The organism is Roseobacter ponti, assembly GCF_012932215.1.
Classification (GTDB): domain Bacteria; phylum Pseudomonadota; class Alphaproteobacteria; order Rhodobacterales; family Rhodobacteraceae; genus Roseobacter; species Roseobacter ponti.
The window spans coordinates 2060444-2076201 of record NZ_CP048788.1; the positions used below are offsets into that span (position 1 = coordinate 2060444).

A 15758-nucleotide genomic window follows, 5' to 3' on the forward strand; every position below is an offset into this window, starting at 1 on the left:
CCGCAACACCTTTCTTCCGAGGTCAGTTCACACTGAGGCGGTCAGTCAGCGACACCGAGAGCGAAGAGACACGCGAAGACAGAACCTTGACCTCATCTGCGATCACCGTGAAGCCCTTTCCGGCATCCCCTGCCCGCGCGGCCTCAATTGAGGCGTTGGTGGCAACCATATTGATCACGCGCCCGATTTTACCGATTTCCATAGCAATCGTGCTGGTTTTACTGAGGGCGTCGGCCTTGCCCTTTTCTGTCATCTCGAGAAATGCCGCACTGATTCCATCCGAAAAGGCGGCCACGCCCTGCGCGACTTCCTCACAGCAGAGCTGGTACATATTGTGGCCAGGTCTGAACCCGCGCACACCCTCTTCTTCGCTGCAGGACAGATGCTCAACCGTGCGCAGCAGTTCCGCGAGTGATTTAGCGACGCGCACCTGAAGCGCGGCCAGATCAGGCTGCAGCGTGATCTGAAGCGGCTCAAGGCGACGGGCAACCAGTGTCGCCGCTGCATCGGAGGCGCGGCGCAGCGCATCCCGCGCGTCGATCAGATCCTGAGGGGAGACATGGCCTGTCACCTTACCTTCGCTTTCAATATGATAGACGAGCAGCTGCATTGCCGCATTCCGTGCAGGCGCAAAATCCTGCAGGATCGCATGCAGTGTCTGGTCCGGCGACAGTCCCTTTTCCCGGGACGGTCTGACATGCGAATCTTTCATGGTGCGGCTCCGTGCTGATGTCCGCACAGGTGTAGCGCTGCGCAGGTTAAGCCCCGGTTAAAGCCGGCGGGCGCGACCGCTCGCGAGGCAACCCGGGATCACAGCGGCTCAATGTCACCTTCTGCCCGGGCTGCATGAAAGTCCGCCTCAAAAGCCGCGAAGCGGTTTGCTGAGATCGCATCGCGCATCCCGGCCATCAGGTCCTGATAATAATGCAGGTTATGCCATGTCATCAGCATCGAGGCGATAATTTCCTGGCTGCGGAACACGTGGTGCAGATAGGCCCGCGAATACTGCCGGCAGGCCGGGCAGCCGCATCGTTCATCAAGCGGGCGCGGATCATCCGCATGGCGGGCGTTTTTGATATTGAGCACGCCGCGGCGGGTAAAGGCCTGACCCGTGCGCCCGGAGCGGCTCGGCAGAACGCAGTCCATCATATCAATCCCGCGGGCGACCGTGCCCACGATATCATCCGGTTTGCCCACGCCCATCAGATAGCGCGGCCTGTCTTCGGGCAACTGACCGGCCGCGAAGTCAAGACACCCGAACATCGCCTCCTGCCCCTCACCGACGGCAAGACCGCCGACCGCATAGCCGTCAAAGCCGATCTCGCGCAGGGCCGCGGCACTTTCGGCGCGCAGGTCCTCTTCCAGACCCCCCTGCTGAATGCCGAAGAGGGCATGCCCCGGACGGTCGCCAAAGGCCTCTTTCGAACGCGCAGCCCATCGCATCGACAGCTGCATACTTTCGCTGATGCGTGCGCGGCTCGCAGGCAGCGCGGGGCATTCGTCAAAACACATCACGATGTCGGAGCCGAGCATGCGCTGGATTTCCATCGAACGCTCCGGAGTTATTTCATGCTTTGAGCCGTCGATGTGGCTTTTGAATGTAACGCCCTTTTCGGTGAGTTTGCGCAGGGCCGCGAGGCTCATCACCTGAAAGCCGCCTGAATCCGTCAGGACGGGCCTTTCCCAGTTCATAAATTTATGCAGCCCGCCCAGCCGCTCAATCCGCTCTGCCGTCGGGCGCAGCATCAGGTGATAAGTATTGCCCAGAAGTATATCCGCACCGGTTTCGCGCACCGATCCGGGCAGCATCGCCTTGACGGTCGCAGCCGTACCCACAGGCATAAAGGCGGGTGTGCGGATCGCACCACGCGCCGTTTCGATCACACCGGTCCGCGCACGGCCATCCTGCGCCGTCCTGGTAAAACTGAACTTTGTCATCTGAGCGCCCTGCTAATGTCACAGGCGCGATATAGCGAGCGGGCTGAACTTGCAATAATCCCGCACAAGCGCCACCTTCATAGCAGGCGGGACAATGAGGAAATGACGCGTGGACATCGAGAATTTCATTCTGGGACTGCTTGAAAACAATCTCATCTATCTGCTGCTGGCTGCCCTGCTGATCATCATCGTCGTCAAAGGCGTCAAGATTGTTCCGCAGTCCGAGAAGTATGTCATTGAACGGTTTGGCCGGCTGCGGGCCGTTCTGGGCCCGGGGATCAATCTGATCGTGCCTTTCATTGACCGTGTGGCGCATGAGATTTCAATTCTGGAGCGCCAGCTGCCCAACGCCAGCCAGGATGCGATCACCCGCGACAACGTGCTGGTGCAGGTCGAGACATCCGTTTTCTACCGCATCACCGAGCCGGAGCGCACCGTTTACCGGATCCGCGACGTGGACCCTGCAATTGCCACCACCGTGGCCGGTATTGTGCGCGCGGAGATCGGCAAGATGGATCTTGACGACGTTCAGGCCAACCGGTCGCAGCTGATCACCACGATCAAAGCCTCGGTCGAGGATGCCGTGGATGACTGGGGGATCGAAGTAACGCGCGCGGAAATCCTCGATGTGAACCTTGATCAGGCCACCCGCGAAGCGATGCTTCAGCAGCTTAACGCCGAACGTGCCCGCCGCGCCCAGGTGACCGAAGCCGAAGGCTCCAAACGCGCCGTCGAACTGGCGGCCGACGCCGAGCTTTACGCCTCCGAGCAGACCGCCAAGGCGCGCCGGATCCTTGCAGATGCCGAAGCCTATGCCACGCAGATGGTCGCCACCGCGATCAATGAAAACGGTCTTGAGGCCGCACAGTACCAGATCGCGCTGAAACAGGTCGAAGCCCTCAATAAGCTGGGTGCCGGTGAAGGCAAACAGACGATTGTGTTGCCCGCCCAGGCCATCGAAGCCTTCGGAGACGCGTTCAAACTTCTAAGAGGACGCAGCTGATGGTTGATGCACTCCTGAGCCTGTGGTGGATCTGGGTCGCGATTGCTCTTGTGCTGGGCATCATCGAGGTACTCGCGCCGGGTTTCATCTTTCTGGGGTTCGCGCTCGGCGCGCTGGTCACTGCGGCGCTGGTGGCTTTTGGTTATGTCCCGTCAGCGGCGGTGCTTTTTGCCGTCTTTGGCGGTGTCTCGCTCCTTGCATGGGTCGGGTTGCGCTTTGTATTCCGTGGCCAGACGTCCGGCGCACGGATCGTCACCCGTGACATAAACGACAACTGAAATTCTCCCGGTGCGGCTTCGGCCTGCCACCTGCCCGGCACAATTCCTTTTTCATACTCTGCCGGTGATGGCAGACTGTGGGCGCGACAGCATCACACAGCGAAAGGGCGTGCGACATGGCACAGGGCAGAACACTGGTATCAAACGGCAATCCGATGGAGGCCGTGGTCGGGTTCAGTCGCGCCGTCCGGGTCGGCAACTTTATCGCGGTGGGAGGCACTGCGCCGGTTGACGCCGATGGCAGAACCGTCGGCCCGGGAGATGTTTATGCGCAGACAAAGCAGTGTTTTGAGATCATAAAAGATGCCCTGGAACAGGCCGGATCCGGGGTGCAGGACATTGTGCGCACCCGCGTCATTCTGACAGATATCGACAGCTGGAAAGAAGCAATTGATGCGCGCAGGCTTTATTGCCTCGATGCACGGCCAGTGGACACGATTATGGCGGTGACGCGCTTTGTTAATCCTGAATGGCTTGTCGAGATCGAAGTCGATGCGGTCGTGCCGGAGTGACATGAACCGGCCCGGCCTGCCCCTGTGACAGGACTTCCGGTTGTGGTCCCCAATCCGTGCTGATACCCGGTGCGCAGACGCTGATATCCGGGAGACGCACGTGGAAAAACTGACCTTTGGCTGGGAAGAATGGGTCTCGCTGCCCGATCTCGGACTGCCGGCAATGAAGGCCAAGGTGGACACGGGCGCGCGCACATCGGCGCTGCATGCGCATGATATCGAGGTCTTTGGGTCCGCAAAAAATCCCAAGGTGCGCTTTAACGTGCACCCGATCGCGGGCCGCGAGGATATGGCCATCACCTGCTCTGCCCCGCTGGTTGATCGACGCGAAGTGACATCCTCAAACGGTGAGGCTGAACAGCGCTATGTCATTTCGTCAACGCTGGCGGTGAACGGCCAGAGCTGGCCGATTGAGATCACGCTCACGAACCGCGCGGGCATGTCATCGCGCATGCTGCTCGGACGACAGGCGCTCTCGGATCATATCTCGATCAGCCCGACGGAAAGGCATCTGCAGCCGGAACTGAGCTATGATGATTATCATTCCTCCGCACTCAAACGCCGCGCGCCCAAACGCGCTCTGCGCATTGCGGTGCTGAGCCGCGAAGACAATTACTCCACCCGCCGGCTGACCGAAGTCGGTGAGGCCCGCGGCCACGTGGTCGAGGTCATCGACACCACGCGCTGTTATATGGCGATCAACAACCTGGCACCCGAAGTGCATTATGACGGAAAACGTCTGCCCCGCTATGACGCGGTGATCCCGCGGATCGGCGCGTCGATCACGCCCTACGGCACCGCCGTGATCCGCCAGTTCGAGGCAATCGGCACCTATTGCGTGAATGGCTCGGCGGGCATCACTGCGAGCCGTGACAAGCTGCACGCCCACCAGGTGCTGGCCACACGCCGGATCGGCATGCCCTCGACGGCCTTTGCCGCCTCGCCAAAGGACACGTCCAACCTGATGGCGCTGGTCGGCACCGCGCCGCTTATCGTGAAGCTGCTGGAAAGCACCCAGGGTAAGGGCGTGGTCCTGGCCGAGACCAAGAAGGCCGCGGAATCGGTGATTGACGCCTTTCGCGGGCTGCGTGCCAACTTCCTGGTGCAGGACTTCGTCAAAGAGGCCGCCGGCGAAGACATCCGCTGTCTGGTGATTGCCGGCAAGGTCGTCGCAGCGATGAAACGCACCGGGGCTGAGGGCGATTTCCGCTCGAACCTCCATCGGGGTGGCTCTGCTAAAGTGGTTCGCATTACCCGCGAGGAACGTGAGACGGCCGTGAAAGCCGCGCGGGCGTTCAATCTGGGCAAGGCGGGCGTGGACCTTTTGCGCTCTTCAACGGGGCCGAAAGTGCTGGAGGTCAACTCCTCGCCCGGTTTCGAAGGTATCGAAAAGGCCAGCGGCAAGGATATCGTCGGCAAGCTGTATGACGAGATCGAAACCCGCGTGAGACCACAGCCGGTGCGCAAGCGAAAAAGCTGAAGCTCGCCTTCGCTGTCGGGATTATGCTGTTATCCCGAAAAGAACCGCGCGGCCCGAAACGTAGCCGGCCCGCTCCGGACACAGACAGGAATTCCATCCGCTCAGCGGATGGCCTGCTGCCCCGGTCCCGTCCGGAACGCCCCTCCCGGCCACGAAAAGTTCAGGCCGCGCGGTCTGCTGCCTCAGCCTTTTGCAAGGCGGGCGGCAATCTGGTCTTTCAGATGCATGCGCTGTTTGCGCATTTCTGTCAGATGTTCATCCGAAACCGGCGCCACGTCTGTTTCGGCGCGATGCACCTCGCGGTTGATCTCGTGATAGGCATCCGCAAGCCGGGCAAAATGGCTGTCGCTCTGACGCAAAGATGAAATCAGACCGGCCTTGTCGGGAAAGTCCGCTGCGAGTTCGTGTGGTACGTGGGACATCAGACCCCCTCCTTTGACCGGCGGCTGCGCGGGTGCAGCGAACTTGCCAGTATGTGATCCGCCGCGTGCACGACCCGCCCGGCATTGTGAACGATGTCCGGATCAGGCGGCACAGCCACCTCCGGGTTTTTGTCAGGATAATCCAGACAGGACAGAAAGTGCCGCATGCAGTTGATGCGCGCGCGTTTCTTGTCGTCTGAGCGGACCACCGTCCAGGGCGCGTCCGCGGTGTCTGTGTAAAAGAACATCGCCTCCTTGGCTTCGGTGTAGTCATCCCATTTATCGAGGCTTGCGCGGTCGATCGGCGACAGCTTCCACCGTTTCAGCGGGTCTGTTTCGCGGGACGCAAAACGCAGGCGCTGCTCGCGCTGCGTCACAGAAAACCAGTATTTAAAAAGCCTGATGCCAGAGCGTACCAGCATCCGTTCAAACTCCGGCGTCTGGCGCATGAACTCCAGGTATTCGCCCGGTTTGCAGAATTCCATCACCCGCTCCACCCCGGCGCGGTTATACCAGGACCGGTCATAAAGCACGATTTCGCCGTTTGTGGGCAGGTGTTTGATGTAGCGCTGGAAAAACCACTGGCCGCGTTCTTCGTCGGTGGGTTTGTTCAGCGCCACAACGCGTGCGGCACGCGGATTGAGGTGTTCCATATACCGCTTGATCGTGCCGCCCTTGCCCGCAGCGTCCCGACCCTCAAAGAGCATCACGAACTTCTGATCGGTTTCCTGCACCCAGTGCTGCACTTTGAGAAGCTCAACCTGAAGCTCTGCCTTGGCCGCTTCATACTCGCGACGCCCCATGCGCCCGCGCGCAACAGAAGCGCGATGCACCTGGCGAACGAGTGCCTTTGTCTCTTCCGGGGCAGCCGCTTTCGCTGCGGCGACGGGGGCTGTCTTTACCTGCTCCGTCATTCTGGTCTCCTTTGTTGTCATCGGGATAAAACCAGCGCGGGGTGCGGCTGTCTTTGATCCTGGTCAAAGAGGGGCTCATGTGGGCAAAATACAGGAAACCGCATGCCAGATTGCATCGCGTAAACGGTTGGGATCGCTGTGATTGCCTGACTTTGCGGGGCGGGGCGGGCTAATCACCGCCGTCCCCCTTTACCCCTGCCGCGATAATTCCTATATAAATGCTCAGGAAAACAGCCGGGGTCCCCGATGAACAACGCACCAGAACCACTTGAAGGCGCACCGCTGATCGCACCATCCTCAACTGATCATCCGCTTTATGAGCAGATCGTTGACGCCTGCCGGACGGTTTATGACCCGGAAATTCCGGTGAATATCTATGAACTGGGCCTGATCTACACGATCGACATCAACCAGGAAAATGAAGTGCAGATTAAAATGTCGCTGACAGCACCCGGCTGCCCGGTTGCCGGAGAGATGCCCGGATGGGTCGCTGATGCGGTCGAACCTGTGGCAGGCGTGAAACAGGTAGATGTCGATCTCGTATGGGAGCCACCCTGGGGCATGGACATGATGTCTGATGAGGCGCGGCTCGAACTGGGCTTTATGTAAGCCCGGCGGGAGCATCAGGCGAAAGATCCCACCCCGTGCGCAGTGAAAAATCGAAAATGATTGCCGGCGAACTGTACCGGCCCGGCGATGCGGAACTTGTGACCGCCCGGGCGCGCAGCCAGGCGCTGCAACGCGACTACAATGCCACGACGGTCGCTGAAACCGATAACAGAAAAGCCATTCTGGATCAGTGGCTTGGGCGCTACGGTTCAGGCTGCGCACTGCGTTCACCCTTTTACACCGATTACGGCAGTAACATTTATCTCGGCGATGATGTTTTCTTCAACTACGGCTGTGTACTGCTGGATGTCTGCCCCATCCGCGTCGGCGATATGACGCAGATCGGACCGATGGTGCAGATCCTGACGGCGGATCATCCTCGTGATGCGGCAACCCGTGATGCCGGTCTTGAGTTTGGCCGTGCGATCACCATCGGGCGGAATGTCTGGATTGGCGGCGGTGCCATCATCCTGCCCGGTATCAGCATCGGCGATGACGCGGTGATCGGCGCCGGGGCCGTGGTGACGCGGGATGTGCCCGCCGGCATCACAGTTGCGGGAAATCCCGCCCGCCCGCTTGTAGCAAAGCCTGCAACTGATTAACTTGTCCTCAAAGGAGTTTTGTCATGTTTGGTATTCCGGGCAAGCAGGCCGTTACACTGACCCCCAAAGCCGCCGCACAGGTTGCAAAGCTGATGCAGTCCGCCGGCCACGCCGGTCTGCGCATCGGCGTGAAAAAGGGTGGGTGTGCAGGCATGGAATACACCATGGAGTACGTCGAGGCGACGGACCCCAATGACGAAGTCGTCGAACAGGACGGCGCGCGGGTGATGATTGCCCCGATGGCGCAGATGTTTCTTTTCGGCACCGAGATTGATTACGAGACGACGCTGCTCGAATCCGGTTTCAAATTCCGCAATCCCAATGTGACCGAAGCCTGCGGTTGCGGTGAATCGATCAAATTCGGTTGACCCGGCAGGTCACTTCTTTTGCAGGTGCACGTAAGTCTCGGCAAAGCGCGCCTGCAGATGATCGCCTGCGAGCAGTACCTCACCCGATCCGATCGGAGCCACATTGGTGTCTGAGGACGGGTTAAAAAAGAGCGGCACTGAAATGCGCTCGTGATCGCCGCCGACTACACGGTGTGGCGTGGCGCGTACGACGCCATTGCTCCAGGTCTCCATCATATCACCGAAATTGATGATAAAGGCGCCGGGCGCTGCGCTGACCGGCAGCCAGCCACCACCGCGCCTGCGGACTTCAAGCCCGGGTGAGCCATCGGTTGCCAGAAGCGTCAGGCAGCCGTAATCCGTATGCGTGGCGATGCCGAAATCTTTCTCGGTGGCCCAGGCCGGGCGTTCCGGATAGTAATTGCCACGCAGGAGCGCCATCGGCACGTCAAACGCGCCATCGAAATAATCGCGCGGAGCGTCAATGGCCTGCGCCAGACCGCGCAGCACCCCCATAGCGACACCACATGCGTCAGTGTAATACCGCTGAATAACCTCTCTGAACCCGTCGGGTGCCTGCGGCCAGCGACTGGGCGCATAAACCGCAAGGCCCGCGCGCGGATCATCGAAAGGCAGATCGAAACCACTGTCGAAAAACTGTTTGTAATCCGGGTTCGCGGATGCATCCACCTGCTCTGAGCCGGGAGCACCCCAGCCGCGGTTCGCGCCTGTGCGCGCCATATCAATGCGCGCCTTCTCCTCCGCCGGCAGTCGGAAAAATGCGCGGTATGTGTCAATTACCTCGTTTACCCGCTCCGCACTCAGTGCAGTGTTCCGCACCACGGCAAACCCGGTCTGTGTGGCCGCTACCCGCAGGTCACTGACTGCGGTTTTATCGCCTGCCGTCAGGTCTGCGGCATCAATCATCGGTATCATATCAGCACCTTTCGCGGCCCGTCTGAGGGCCGGGGCATGCCAGAAAGCACCGCCCGCTGCAACCATTGCGGTATTCCGTCAGGGACGCACCACGAAAACGGCCAGCCGGTGTGCTCAGCGTTTTGTCCTCACCTGTCCGGCCGCTGACGATCCGGCTTGCGGATTTAGCCGGGTTAAGGGCTGGCCTTACCGTCACACCCCTCTTGCCCTTATCGGGTCACACCGGCTTTAACACCGGCATGGAACTTCTGCAGCAATCCCCGCATGACCCTGCCTTTGTGCAGAACCCTTATGCTCTTTACGCCCGTGTGCTTGCAGGTGATCCGGTGCGGTTCTGGGAAGATTTCGGGATGATGGCCGTCTTCGACGCCGCGACCATTCAGGCTCTGCTGCGCGACAGGCGTCTGGGCCGCGCTCTGCCGCCCGGACAGAACCGCCCTGCCCCTGACCATCTGCGGGCCTTTGATGCCCTGGAGCAGCACTCAATGCTGGATCTGGAACCACCGCGCCACACCCGGCTGCGTGGCCTTGTGCTGCGAGCCTTTACCTCGCGCCGGATCAGGGGGCTTGAACCTGACATCCGCGAGATTTCGGCGGATCTTCTGAGCGCTTTGCCTGATGATCCTTTTGATCTGCTCCCCGCCTTCTGCACCGGCCTGCCTGTGCGCGTTATTGCCCGCCTGCTTGGTGTCCCTGAAGAGATGGCGCCGGAGCTGCTCGCCTGGTCAAACCGGATGGTTGCCATGTATCAGGCGGGTCGGACGCGCGACACCGAAGAGGCGGCCAATACGGCAGCGGCGGAGTTCACCGCCTTTCTGTCCGCGCATATCGAAGAGCGGCGCCACACGCCCGGCAACGACCTGATCACCGAACTGATCGCAGCGGAAGACGATGGTGCGAAGCTTTCGCGCGATGAGATGATCTCTACCTGTATCCTGTTGCTGAATGCCGGTCACGAAGCGACCGTGCATACCCTCGGAAACGCTGTGAAAACGCTGCTGGAAAACAAGACCCCGCGCGCGGCCCTGACAGACAGCCACATTGCAGCGACAGTTGAGGAAATCCTGCGCTACGACCCGCCCCTGCACATATTTACGCGCTACGCTTATGAAGATGTCTGTGTGGGCGGTCACACCCTGCGCGCCGGCGAAGAGGTTGCACTGGTTCTGGGCAGCGCCGGCAGAGATCCCGCCCGGGCGGCCCGGCCGGATCTGTTCGACCCGTTCCGCGCACCAGGCCCACATGCGGCTTTCGGAGGTGGTCTGCATTTCTGTGTGGGCGCACCGCTCGCGCGTCTTGAGCTGCAGACCGGGCTCAGGATGCTCTTTGAGGCCTGTCCGCAGCTTTCCCTTGCAGCACAGCCGCACTACGCAGACACCTACCATTTTCACGGCCTGTCCAGCCTCATGGTGACATGCGGGTCGCGTGCGGGCCTGTAGCAGGGCGCGACAGGATCGATGGCGCGGGCAGCACTAAAAATCGAATGCGGCGCAGCCGCTCCGCCGGATCAGGTCCCGAGGGGCAGCATGGTGGTGGATTTAATCTCTTCCATCGACAAAAGCGCCGTTACGTTATGCACTTTCACCTCTGAGATCAGTGCCTGGTAGAACACGTCATAGGCGCGCGCATTCTTAACCCGGACTTTCAGGATATAGTCGATATCTCCTGCCAGCCGGTGCGCTTCCTGGACCTCCGGCCTGTCCCGCAACGCCTGGAGGAACCGCGCCTGCCACTCTGCATCATGCTCCGATGTCCGGATCAGTACAAAGAAACAGGCCTCAAAGCCAAGCGCCTCCGCGTCCAGTACTACGGTCTGCGGCCCCATGATCCCCGCCTCGCGCATCTTCCTGATCCGATTCCAGACCGGGGTCTTGGAAGAGCCCACGCGTGCCGCAATTTCATCAAGTGACTGGCTGGCGTCGCGCTGCAGCTCTCCGAGGATTTTCCGGTCTGTGTCATCAATACGGACCGCCATTCTGTCTTCTCCTATCAACCGGAACAAATGTTTCTAATGTCTTCATATTCAGAACACTCATCCTTATCAACCCACCCCCATAGCCAATAACCGGGAATGTTTCCTATATTAAGCTCAGAAAAGCGAAACGGATGACACTATGGATCACTTTCCGATATTTCTGCGCGTTGAGGGCCGGCGCATCGTTCTCTCAGGCGGTGGCGAGGCGGCTCTGGCGAAACTGCGCCTTCTGCTGAAATCCACCGGCCATATTACGGTTTTCAGCGCGACACCTGCTGATGAGATCGTGACATGGGCCCGTGAGGGCAAACTGCGCCTCGAGCGCCGCGCCATGGCGCCCGGTGACACGCTCTGCGCCGCCCTTTTCTATGCAGCCGACGAAGATGACGCGGAAGACGCGCGCACAGCCGCGATTGCCCGCGCCGATGGTGCTCTCGTCAATGTCGTGGATAATCTGGAGGACAGTGCCTTCATCACGCCGGCCATCGTCGACCGCGACCCGGTGACCATCGCCATCGGCACCGAAGGCGCGGCACCTGTTCTGGCCCGCGCGATAAAGGCTGATCTTGAGGCCCGCCTGCCCGCAGCGCTCGGTCCGCTCGCCCGGATCGGCAAAACCTTCCGCAAGGCCGCAAATGCCCTGCCCTTTGGCCGCGCACGCCGGGATTTCTGGCGCGAATACTATTTCGACACCGGTCCCGCGGATATTGCAGGCGGTGAGGACAGGGTTCGCGCAGGTCTCGACGCCCTGCTGGCAGGCCATCTTCAGCGCCGTGCCCGCGACGGCCACATCCATTTCGTTGGTGCAGGTCCGGGCGATCCTGATCTGCTGACGATGAAAGCCCGCCGCGTGCTCGATGAGGCCGATGTCGTGGTCTATGACCGGCTGATCAGCAAGCCCGTGCTGGAGCTTGCCCGCCGCGAAGCTGTGATGATCGACGCCGGCAAGGAAGGCTTCGGCCCCTCGATGAAGCAGGAGGACATCAACGCACTGATCGTAGAACACGCGGCCACCGGAGCGCAGGTCGTGCGTCTCAAATCCGGCGATGCGACAGTCTTCGGCCGGCTTGACGAAGAGATCGACGCGGCCGACGCTGAAGGTATCGCCTGGAGCATCGTGCCGGGGATTACCTCTGCTTCTGCCGCTGTTGCCGAGATCGGGCAAAGCCTCACGAAACGGGGCCGGAATTCCTCTGTGCGTTTCCTGACAGGTCACGACATGAAAGGCTTTGCCGATCATGACTGGGCCACCCTCGCGCGCCCGGGTGAGGTCGCCGCGATCTATATGGGCAAGAAATCCGCGCGCTTCATCCAGGGACGGCTGATCATGCATGGCGCAGACCGCCACACACCGGTTACCGTGATCGAGAACGCCTCGCGCCCGGAACAGCGTATCCTCGAGACAACGCTTGATGCGCTGCCCGCGGCACTTGCATCGGCGGATATGTCCGGGCCGGCGCTGACATTCTACGGTCTCGCCCCGCGGGCGGCCGCTGCCGCACAGCGCCACGTCACCAACAGCTATGCCAGCACCATCACCCCGATACAGGAGGCCTTGTAATGCCCCGCGAGTTTACCCCCAAAGTTGTCACCGCCAATGACCTGCTGAGAGGCGATGTGATCTATCAGACAGCCACCGGCTGGTCGCGCTCACTCGCAGACGCAGAGGTCCTGACCGACGAAGCGGTTGCGGGCCTGCGCGAGATTGATGCAAGTCAGCAGACCGACCACGTGGTCGGTGTCTATCTGGCGGATGTAAAACTGGTCGATGGCACACCTGAGCCCGATCACTTCCGCGAGGATTTCCGGGCCCGCGGTCCCTCAAACTATGCACACGGCAAACAGGAGGCCGGGACCCATGTATAATTACACCGATTTCGACGCCGCATTTGTGGCTGAACGCAACCGACAGTTCCGCGGCCAGGTCGAACGCCGCATCGACGGCTCGCTGACCGAGGACGAGTTCAAGCCGCTGCGCCTGATGAACGGTCTCTATCTGCAGCTGCATGCCTATATGCTGCGGGTGGCCATTCCCTATGGCACGCTTTCAAGCCGCCAGATGCACAAGCTGGCTGATATCGCCGACAGGTGGGACAAGGGCTACGGCCACTTCACCACGCGTCAGAACATCCAGTTCAACTGGCCCGAGCTGCGCGACGTGCCCGATATGCTTGATGCGCTGGCGGAGGTTGACATGCACGCCATCCAGACATCCGGCAACACGATCCGTAATGTGACGGCCGATCATTTCGCCGGTGCCGCCGCAGATGAAATCGCCGATCCGCGCCCGGTGGCCGAGCTCATTCGCCAGTGGTCCACCGATCATCCCGAATTTCAGTTTCTGCCGCGTAAATTCAAGGTCGCCGTGACCGGCAGCCCCAATGACCGCGCGGTCACCAAAGCGCATGACATCGGTTTGCGCATGCTGGAACGCGACGGCGAGCAGGGGTTTGAGGTCATCGTGGGTGGCGGTCTTGGCCGCACGCCGATGATCGGCAAGGTGCTGCGTGATTTCCTGCCGCGTGCGGATCTGCTGCCCTATCTGGAGGCCATCGTCAGCGTCTATAACCTGCTGGGCCGACGGGATAATAAATACAAAGCGCGGATCAAGATCACGGTGCACGAGAACGGTCTGGAAGACTTCGGCGCCCGCGTCGAGGAACGCTTTGCGCAGATCCGGGAGCAGTTCACAGGCGTGGACCAGCAGATGCTGGCCGGCATCGAAGCGGATTTCGCGCAGCCGGACTTCCGCGAGGCACCGGAAACCGGTTATCTGGATGCGCGTCAGCACTATCCGGCGTTCCGCAGCTGGGCCGATACCAACCTTGCGCCGCATCGCGTCCCCGGCTATGCGATCGTTACCATCAGCCTCAAGGCACACGGTGCCACGCCGGGGGATGCGACCTCCGCGCAGATGCGCCTGATGGCCGATCTCGCCAGGCGCTACGGCCATGATGAGCTGCGCATCAGCCATGAGCAGAACGTCATCCTGCCTCATGTGCACAAAGACGATCTTGCCTCCATCTACTCCGCTCTGCGTGCCGCAGGTCTCGGCACGGCCAACATCGGTCTGATTTCGGATATCATCGCCTGCCCGGGCATGGATTATTGCGCGCTGGCCACGGCCCGCTCAATCCCCGTCGCACAGGAGATCGCGACCCGCTTTGACGAGCTGAAGCTTGAGCATGACGTGGGACCGCTGAAGATCAAGATCTCCGGCTGCATTAATGCCTGCGGGCATCACCACGTGGGCCATATCGGCATTCTCGGCCTCGACCGGGCGGGGGTGGAAAACTACCAGATCACGCTGGGCGGCGATCATACGCAGACCGCCCATATCGGCGAGCGCGCGGGTCCGGGCTTTTCGGCAGAGGAGATTGTTCCGGCCATCGAACGTCTGGTGCTTGCCTATCTTGATCTGCGCACAGAGCCTTCCGAGACCTTTCTGGAGACCTACCGCCGGCTGGGGCTCACGCCCTTCAAAGCGGCACTTTATCCGGAGGCGCAGGCTGATGCCGCTTGACCAGCCGCACGGCCTGCCGGCGGAAAACGCCGCCTCAGAGGCATCCACCGGCCTGCATGCGCTCACGGATGAGCTGAACGCAAAACTCAGCCACCGCGCCGCAAGCGACGTCATTGAAACAGCGCTTCAGGAGATCAGCCCGCTGCGTCTGGTCTCCAGCTTCGGTGCCGAATCGGTGGCACTGCTGCATCTGGCGGCGATGGTGGATCGCGATATCCCGGTGATCTTTATCGACACCGAACTGCTTTTCACTGAGACGCTGGTTTACCAGCAGGAACTGGCGGAACGTCTGGGTCTGCGCAATCTGCGAATTATCCGCAGTGCCGGTATTTCCGCACGTGATCCGCAGAACCTGCTGCACAAGACCGACCCTGACGCCTGCTGTGCGCTGCGCAAAACCGTGCCCCTGCGCGAAGCACTCAATGGCAGCAACGGGTGGATCACCGGACGTAAACGGTTTCAGTCGAAGAAACGCGCGGCCCTGCCCTTTTTCGAGGTGGAACCGGAAACGTTCCGGATCAAGGTCAACCCGCTCGCACACTGGACGCGCGACAACGTCGAGGAATACATCACCGAAAACCGCCTGCCCCGGCATCCGCTGGTGGCGCGTGGCTATCCGTCCATCGGCTGCGCGCCCTGCACCTCTGCGGTACGTGCGGGTGAAGATCTGCGCGCGGGCCGCTGGCGCAACACATCCAAAGATGAATGCGGGATCCATTTTGCCGGGGGCAGAATGATCCGCGAAGGAGCAGAAACATGACCGTTATCGTCACCGACACCGGCTTTGCCGAAGACACCTGGACCGCAGGTTTTACCGCACCGGGAGGGGCCAATGATACGGATGCACTCGACATTCCGTCGGACGCCGACCCCGCGGAAATCCCGTTATGTGCCGGCCTGCGCATGATCCGGGTCGGGTTTCCGTCCTCTGCCGATGGTCGTGGTTTCACCATTGCCCGCGTCCTGCGCCTGCGAGGCTATCAGGGGCGTCTGCGGGCCCAGGGGCACGTTCTGGCAGACCAGTACGCCATGGCGCGCCGCGCAGGCTTTGACGAGGTGGAAATCTCCGACGCCCTCGCCGCCCGGCAGCCGGAAGCCCAATGGCGCGCGCGGGCCAACTGGCAGGCGCATGACTACCAGGCCCGCCTGCGCGGCTGAACGCCGCCTTTCCCTGAGCAAAACAACTTTCTAATAAGGACACGCGGGTGTAAGCCTGCGC

19 protein-coding genes are annotated in these 15758 nt (G+C 61.0%); 13 read left to right on the forward strand and 6 right to left on the reverse strand.

Annotated features, from left to right (window positions below):
- Nucleotides 1-22: 22 nt before the first annotated feature.
- Together G3256_RS19320 and tgt are read right to left on the reverse strand one after the other, a co-directional pair.
- Complete coding sequence (locus G3256_RS19320) at nucleotides 23-712, reverse strand: methyl-accepting chemotaxis protein (protein ID WP_169640653.1); 690 nt, start codon at nucleotides 710-712, stop codon at nucleotides 23-25.
- 98 nt (nucleotides 713-810) lie between these two features.
- Nucleotides 811-1938, reverse strand: a complete 1128-nt coding sequence (tgt, locus tag G3256_RS09865; RefSeq protein ID WP_169640654.1) for a tRNA guanosine(34) transglycosylase Tgt — start codon at nucleotides 1936-1938, stop codon at nucleotides 811-813.
- A 109-nt stretch (nucleotides 1939-2047) separates the two neighbouring features.
- Between tgt and G3256_RS09870 the strand changes: the two genes are divergently transcribed.
- The 4 genes from G3256_RS09870 to rimK all read left to right on the forward strand — a co-directional run bounded on the left by G3256_RS09870 (nucleotide 2048) and on the right by rimK (nucleotide 5211).
- Nucleotides 2048-2941 carry an SPFH domain-containing protein gene (locus G3256_RS09870; RefSeq protein WP_169640655.1) on the forward strand — a complete coding sequence of 298 codons (894 nt, stop codon included), beginning with the start codon at nucleotides 2048-2050 and terminating at the stop codon, nucleotides 2939-2941.
- Nucleotides 2941-3219 carry an NfeD family protein gene (locus tag G3256_RS09875; protein ID WP_169640656.1) on the forward strand — a complete coding sequence of 93 codons (279 nt, stop codon included), beginning with the start codon at nucleotides 2941-2943 and terminating at the stop codon, nucleotides 3217-3219. Before G3256_RS09870 ends, G3256_RS09875 begins: the two co-directional genes overlap by 1 nt.
- 116 nt (nucleotides 3220-3335) lie before the next feature.
- Nucleotides 3336-3731 carry a RidA family protein gene (locus G3256_RS09880; RefSeq protein ID WP_246227515.1) on the forward strand — a complete coding sequence of 132 codons (396 nt, stop codon included), beginning with the start codon at nucleotides 3336-3338 and terminating at the stop codon, nucleotides 3729-3731.
- Between the two features lie 100 nt (nucleotides 3732-3831).
- The gene (rimK, locus tag G3256_RS09885; RefSeq protein WP_169640657.1) at nucleotides 3832-5211 is read left to right on the forward strand and encodes a 30S ribosomal protein S6--L-glutamate ligase; all 1380 of its coding nucleotides are present in this window, start codon (nucleotides 3832-3834) and stop codon (nucleotides 5209-5211) included.
- A 182-nt stretch (nucleotides 5212-5393) separates the two neighbouring features.
- On the opposite strand, the gene G3256_RS09890 is transcribed toward rimK, so the two are convergent.
- Nucleotides 5394-5633, reverse strand: coding sequence for an HP1242/YdcH family protein (locus G3256_RS09890; RefSeq protein ID WP_169640658.1), 240 nt, complete (start codon nucleotides 5631-5633; stop codon nucleotides 5394-5396).
- Nucleotides 5633-6547, reverse strand: coding sequence for a polyphosphate kinase 2 (gene ppk2, locus G3256_RS09895; RefSeq protein ID WP_169640659.1), 915 nt, complete (start codon nucleotides 6545-6547; stop codon nucleotides 5633-5635). Before ppk2 ends, G3256_RS09890 begins: the two co-directional genes overlap by 1 nt.
- A 246-nt stretch (nucleotides 6548-6793) precedes the next feature.
- Between ppk2 and G3256_RS09900 the strand changes: the two genes are divergently transcribed.
- Genes G3256_RS09900 through G3256_RS09910 form a run of 3 tightly spaced genes read left to right on the forward strand, consistent with a single transcriptional unit; the run spans nucleotide 6794 to nucleotide 8126 of the window.
- On the forward strand, nucleotides 6794-7156 hold the full coding sequence (locus G3256_RS09900; RefSeq protein ID WP_169640660.1) for an SUF system Fe-S cluster assembly protein: 363 nt from the start codon (nucleotides 6794-6796) through the stop codon (nucleotides 7154-7156).
- Nucleotides 7157-7191: 35 nt separating this feature from the next.
- Nucleotides 7192-7758, forward strand: a complete 567-nt coding sequence (locus tag G3256_RS09905; protein ID WP_246227520.1) for a sugar O-acetyltransferase — start codon at nucleotides 7192-7194, stop codon at nucleotides 7756-7758.
- A gap of 23 nt (nucleotides 7759-7781) precedes the next feature.
- Nucleotides 7782-8126 carry a HesB/IscA family protein gene (locus G3256_RS09910; protein WP_169640661.1) on the forward strand — a complete coding sequence of 115 codons (345 nt, stop codon included), beginning with the start codon at nucleotides 7782-7784 and terminating at the stop codon, nucleotides 8124-8126.
- A gap of 9 nt (nucleotides 8127-8135) precedes the next feature.
- Here the strand turns inward: G3256_RS09910 and G3256_RS09915 are convergent, their stop codons facing one another.
- The gene (locus G3256_RS09915) at nucleotides 8136-9041 is read right to left on the reverse strand and encodes an isopenicillin N synthase family dioxygenase (protein ID WP_169640662.1); all 906 of its coding nucleotides are present in this window, start codon (nucleotides 9039-9041) and stop codon (nucleotides 8136-8138) included.
- Nucleotides 9042-9280: 239 nt separating this feature from the next.
- On the opposite strand from G3256_RS09915, the gene G3256_RS09920 reads away from it, so the two are divergent.
- Entirely contained in the window at nucleotides 9281-10480 is a 1200-nt protein-coding gene (locus G3256_RS09920) for a cytochrome P450 (RefSeq protein WP_169640663.1), read from the forward strand.
- A 68-nt stretch (nucleotides 10481-10548) separates the two neighbouring features.
- Here G3256_RS09920 and G3256_RS09925 read toward each other — a convergent pair whose 3' ends face one another.
- Entirely contained in the window at nucleotides 10549-11016 is a 468-nt protein-coding gene (locus G3256_RS09925) for an Lrp/AsnC family transcriptional regulator (protein WP_169640664.1), read from the reverse strand.
- 139 nt (nucleotides 11017-11155) lie between these two features.
- Here G3256_RS09925 and cysG point away from each other — a divergent pair, with 139 nt between their 5' ends.
- Genes cysG through G3256_RS09950 form a run of 5 tightly spaced genes read left to right on the forward strand, consistent with a single transcriptional unit; the run spans nucleotide 11156 to nucleotide 15697 of the window.
- Nucleotides 11156-12577, forward strand: a complete 1422-nt coding sequence (cysG, locus tag G3256_RS09930) for a siroheme synthase CysG (protein WP_169640665.1) — start codon at nucleotides 11156-11158, stop codon at nucleotides 12575-12577.
- A complete protein-coding gene (locus G3256_RS09935) occupies nucleotides 12577-12882 on the forward strand; it encodes a DUF2849 domain-containing protein (RefSeq protein WP_169640666.1) in 306 nt (101 codons plus the stop codon). The genes cysG and G3256_RS09935 overlap by 1 nt, the downstream gene beginning before the upstream one ends.
- On the forward strand, nucleotides 12875-14539 hold the full coding sequence (locus G3256_RS09940; RefSeq protein WP_169640667.1) for a nitrite/sulfite reductase: 1665 nt from the start codon (nucleotides 12875-12877) through the stop codon (nucleotides 14537-14539). The genes G3256_RS09935 and G3256_RS09940 overlap by 8 nt, the downstream gene beginning before the upstream one ends.
- On the forward strand, nucleotides 14529-15299 hold the full coding sequence (locus G3256_RS09945; RefSeq protein WP_169640668.1) for a phosphoadenylyl-sulfate reductase: 771 nt from the start codon (nucleotides 14529-14531) through the stop codon (nucleotides 15297-15299). The genes G3256_RS09940 and G3256_RS09945 overlap by 11 nt, the downstream gene beginning before the upstream one ends.
- Complete coding sequence (locus G3256_RS09950; protein ID WP_169640669.1) at nucleotides 15296-15697, forward strand: DUF934 domain-containing protein; 402 nt, start codon at nucleotides 15296-15298, stop codon at nucleotides 15695-15697. Before G3256_RS09945 ends, G3256_RS09950 begins: the two co-directional genes overlap by 4 nt.
- Nucleotides 15698-15758: the final 61 nt, after the last annotated feature.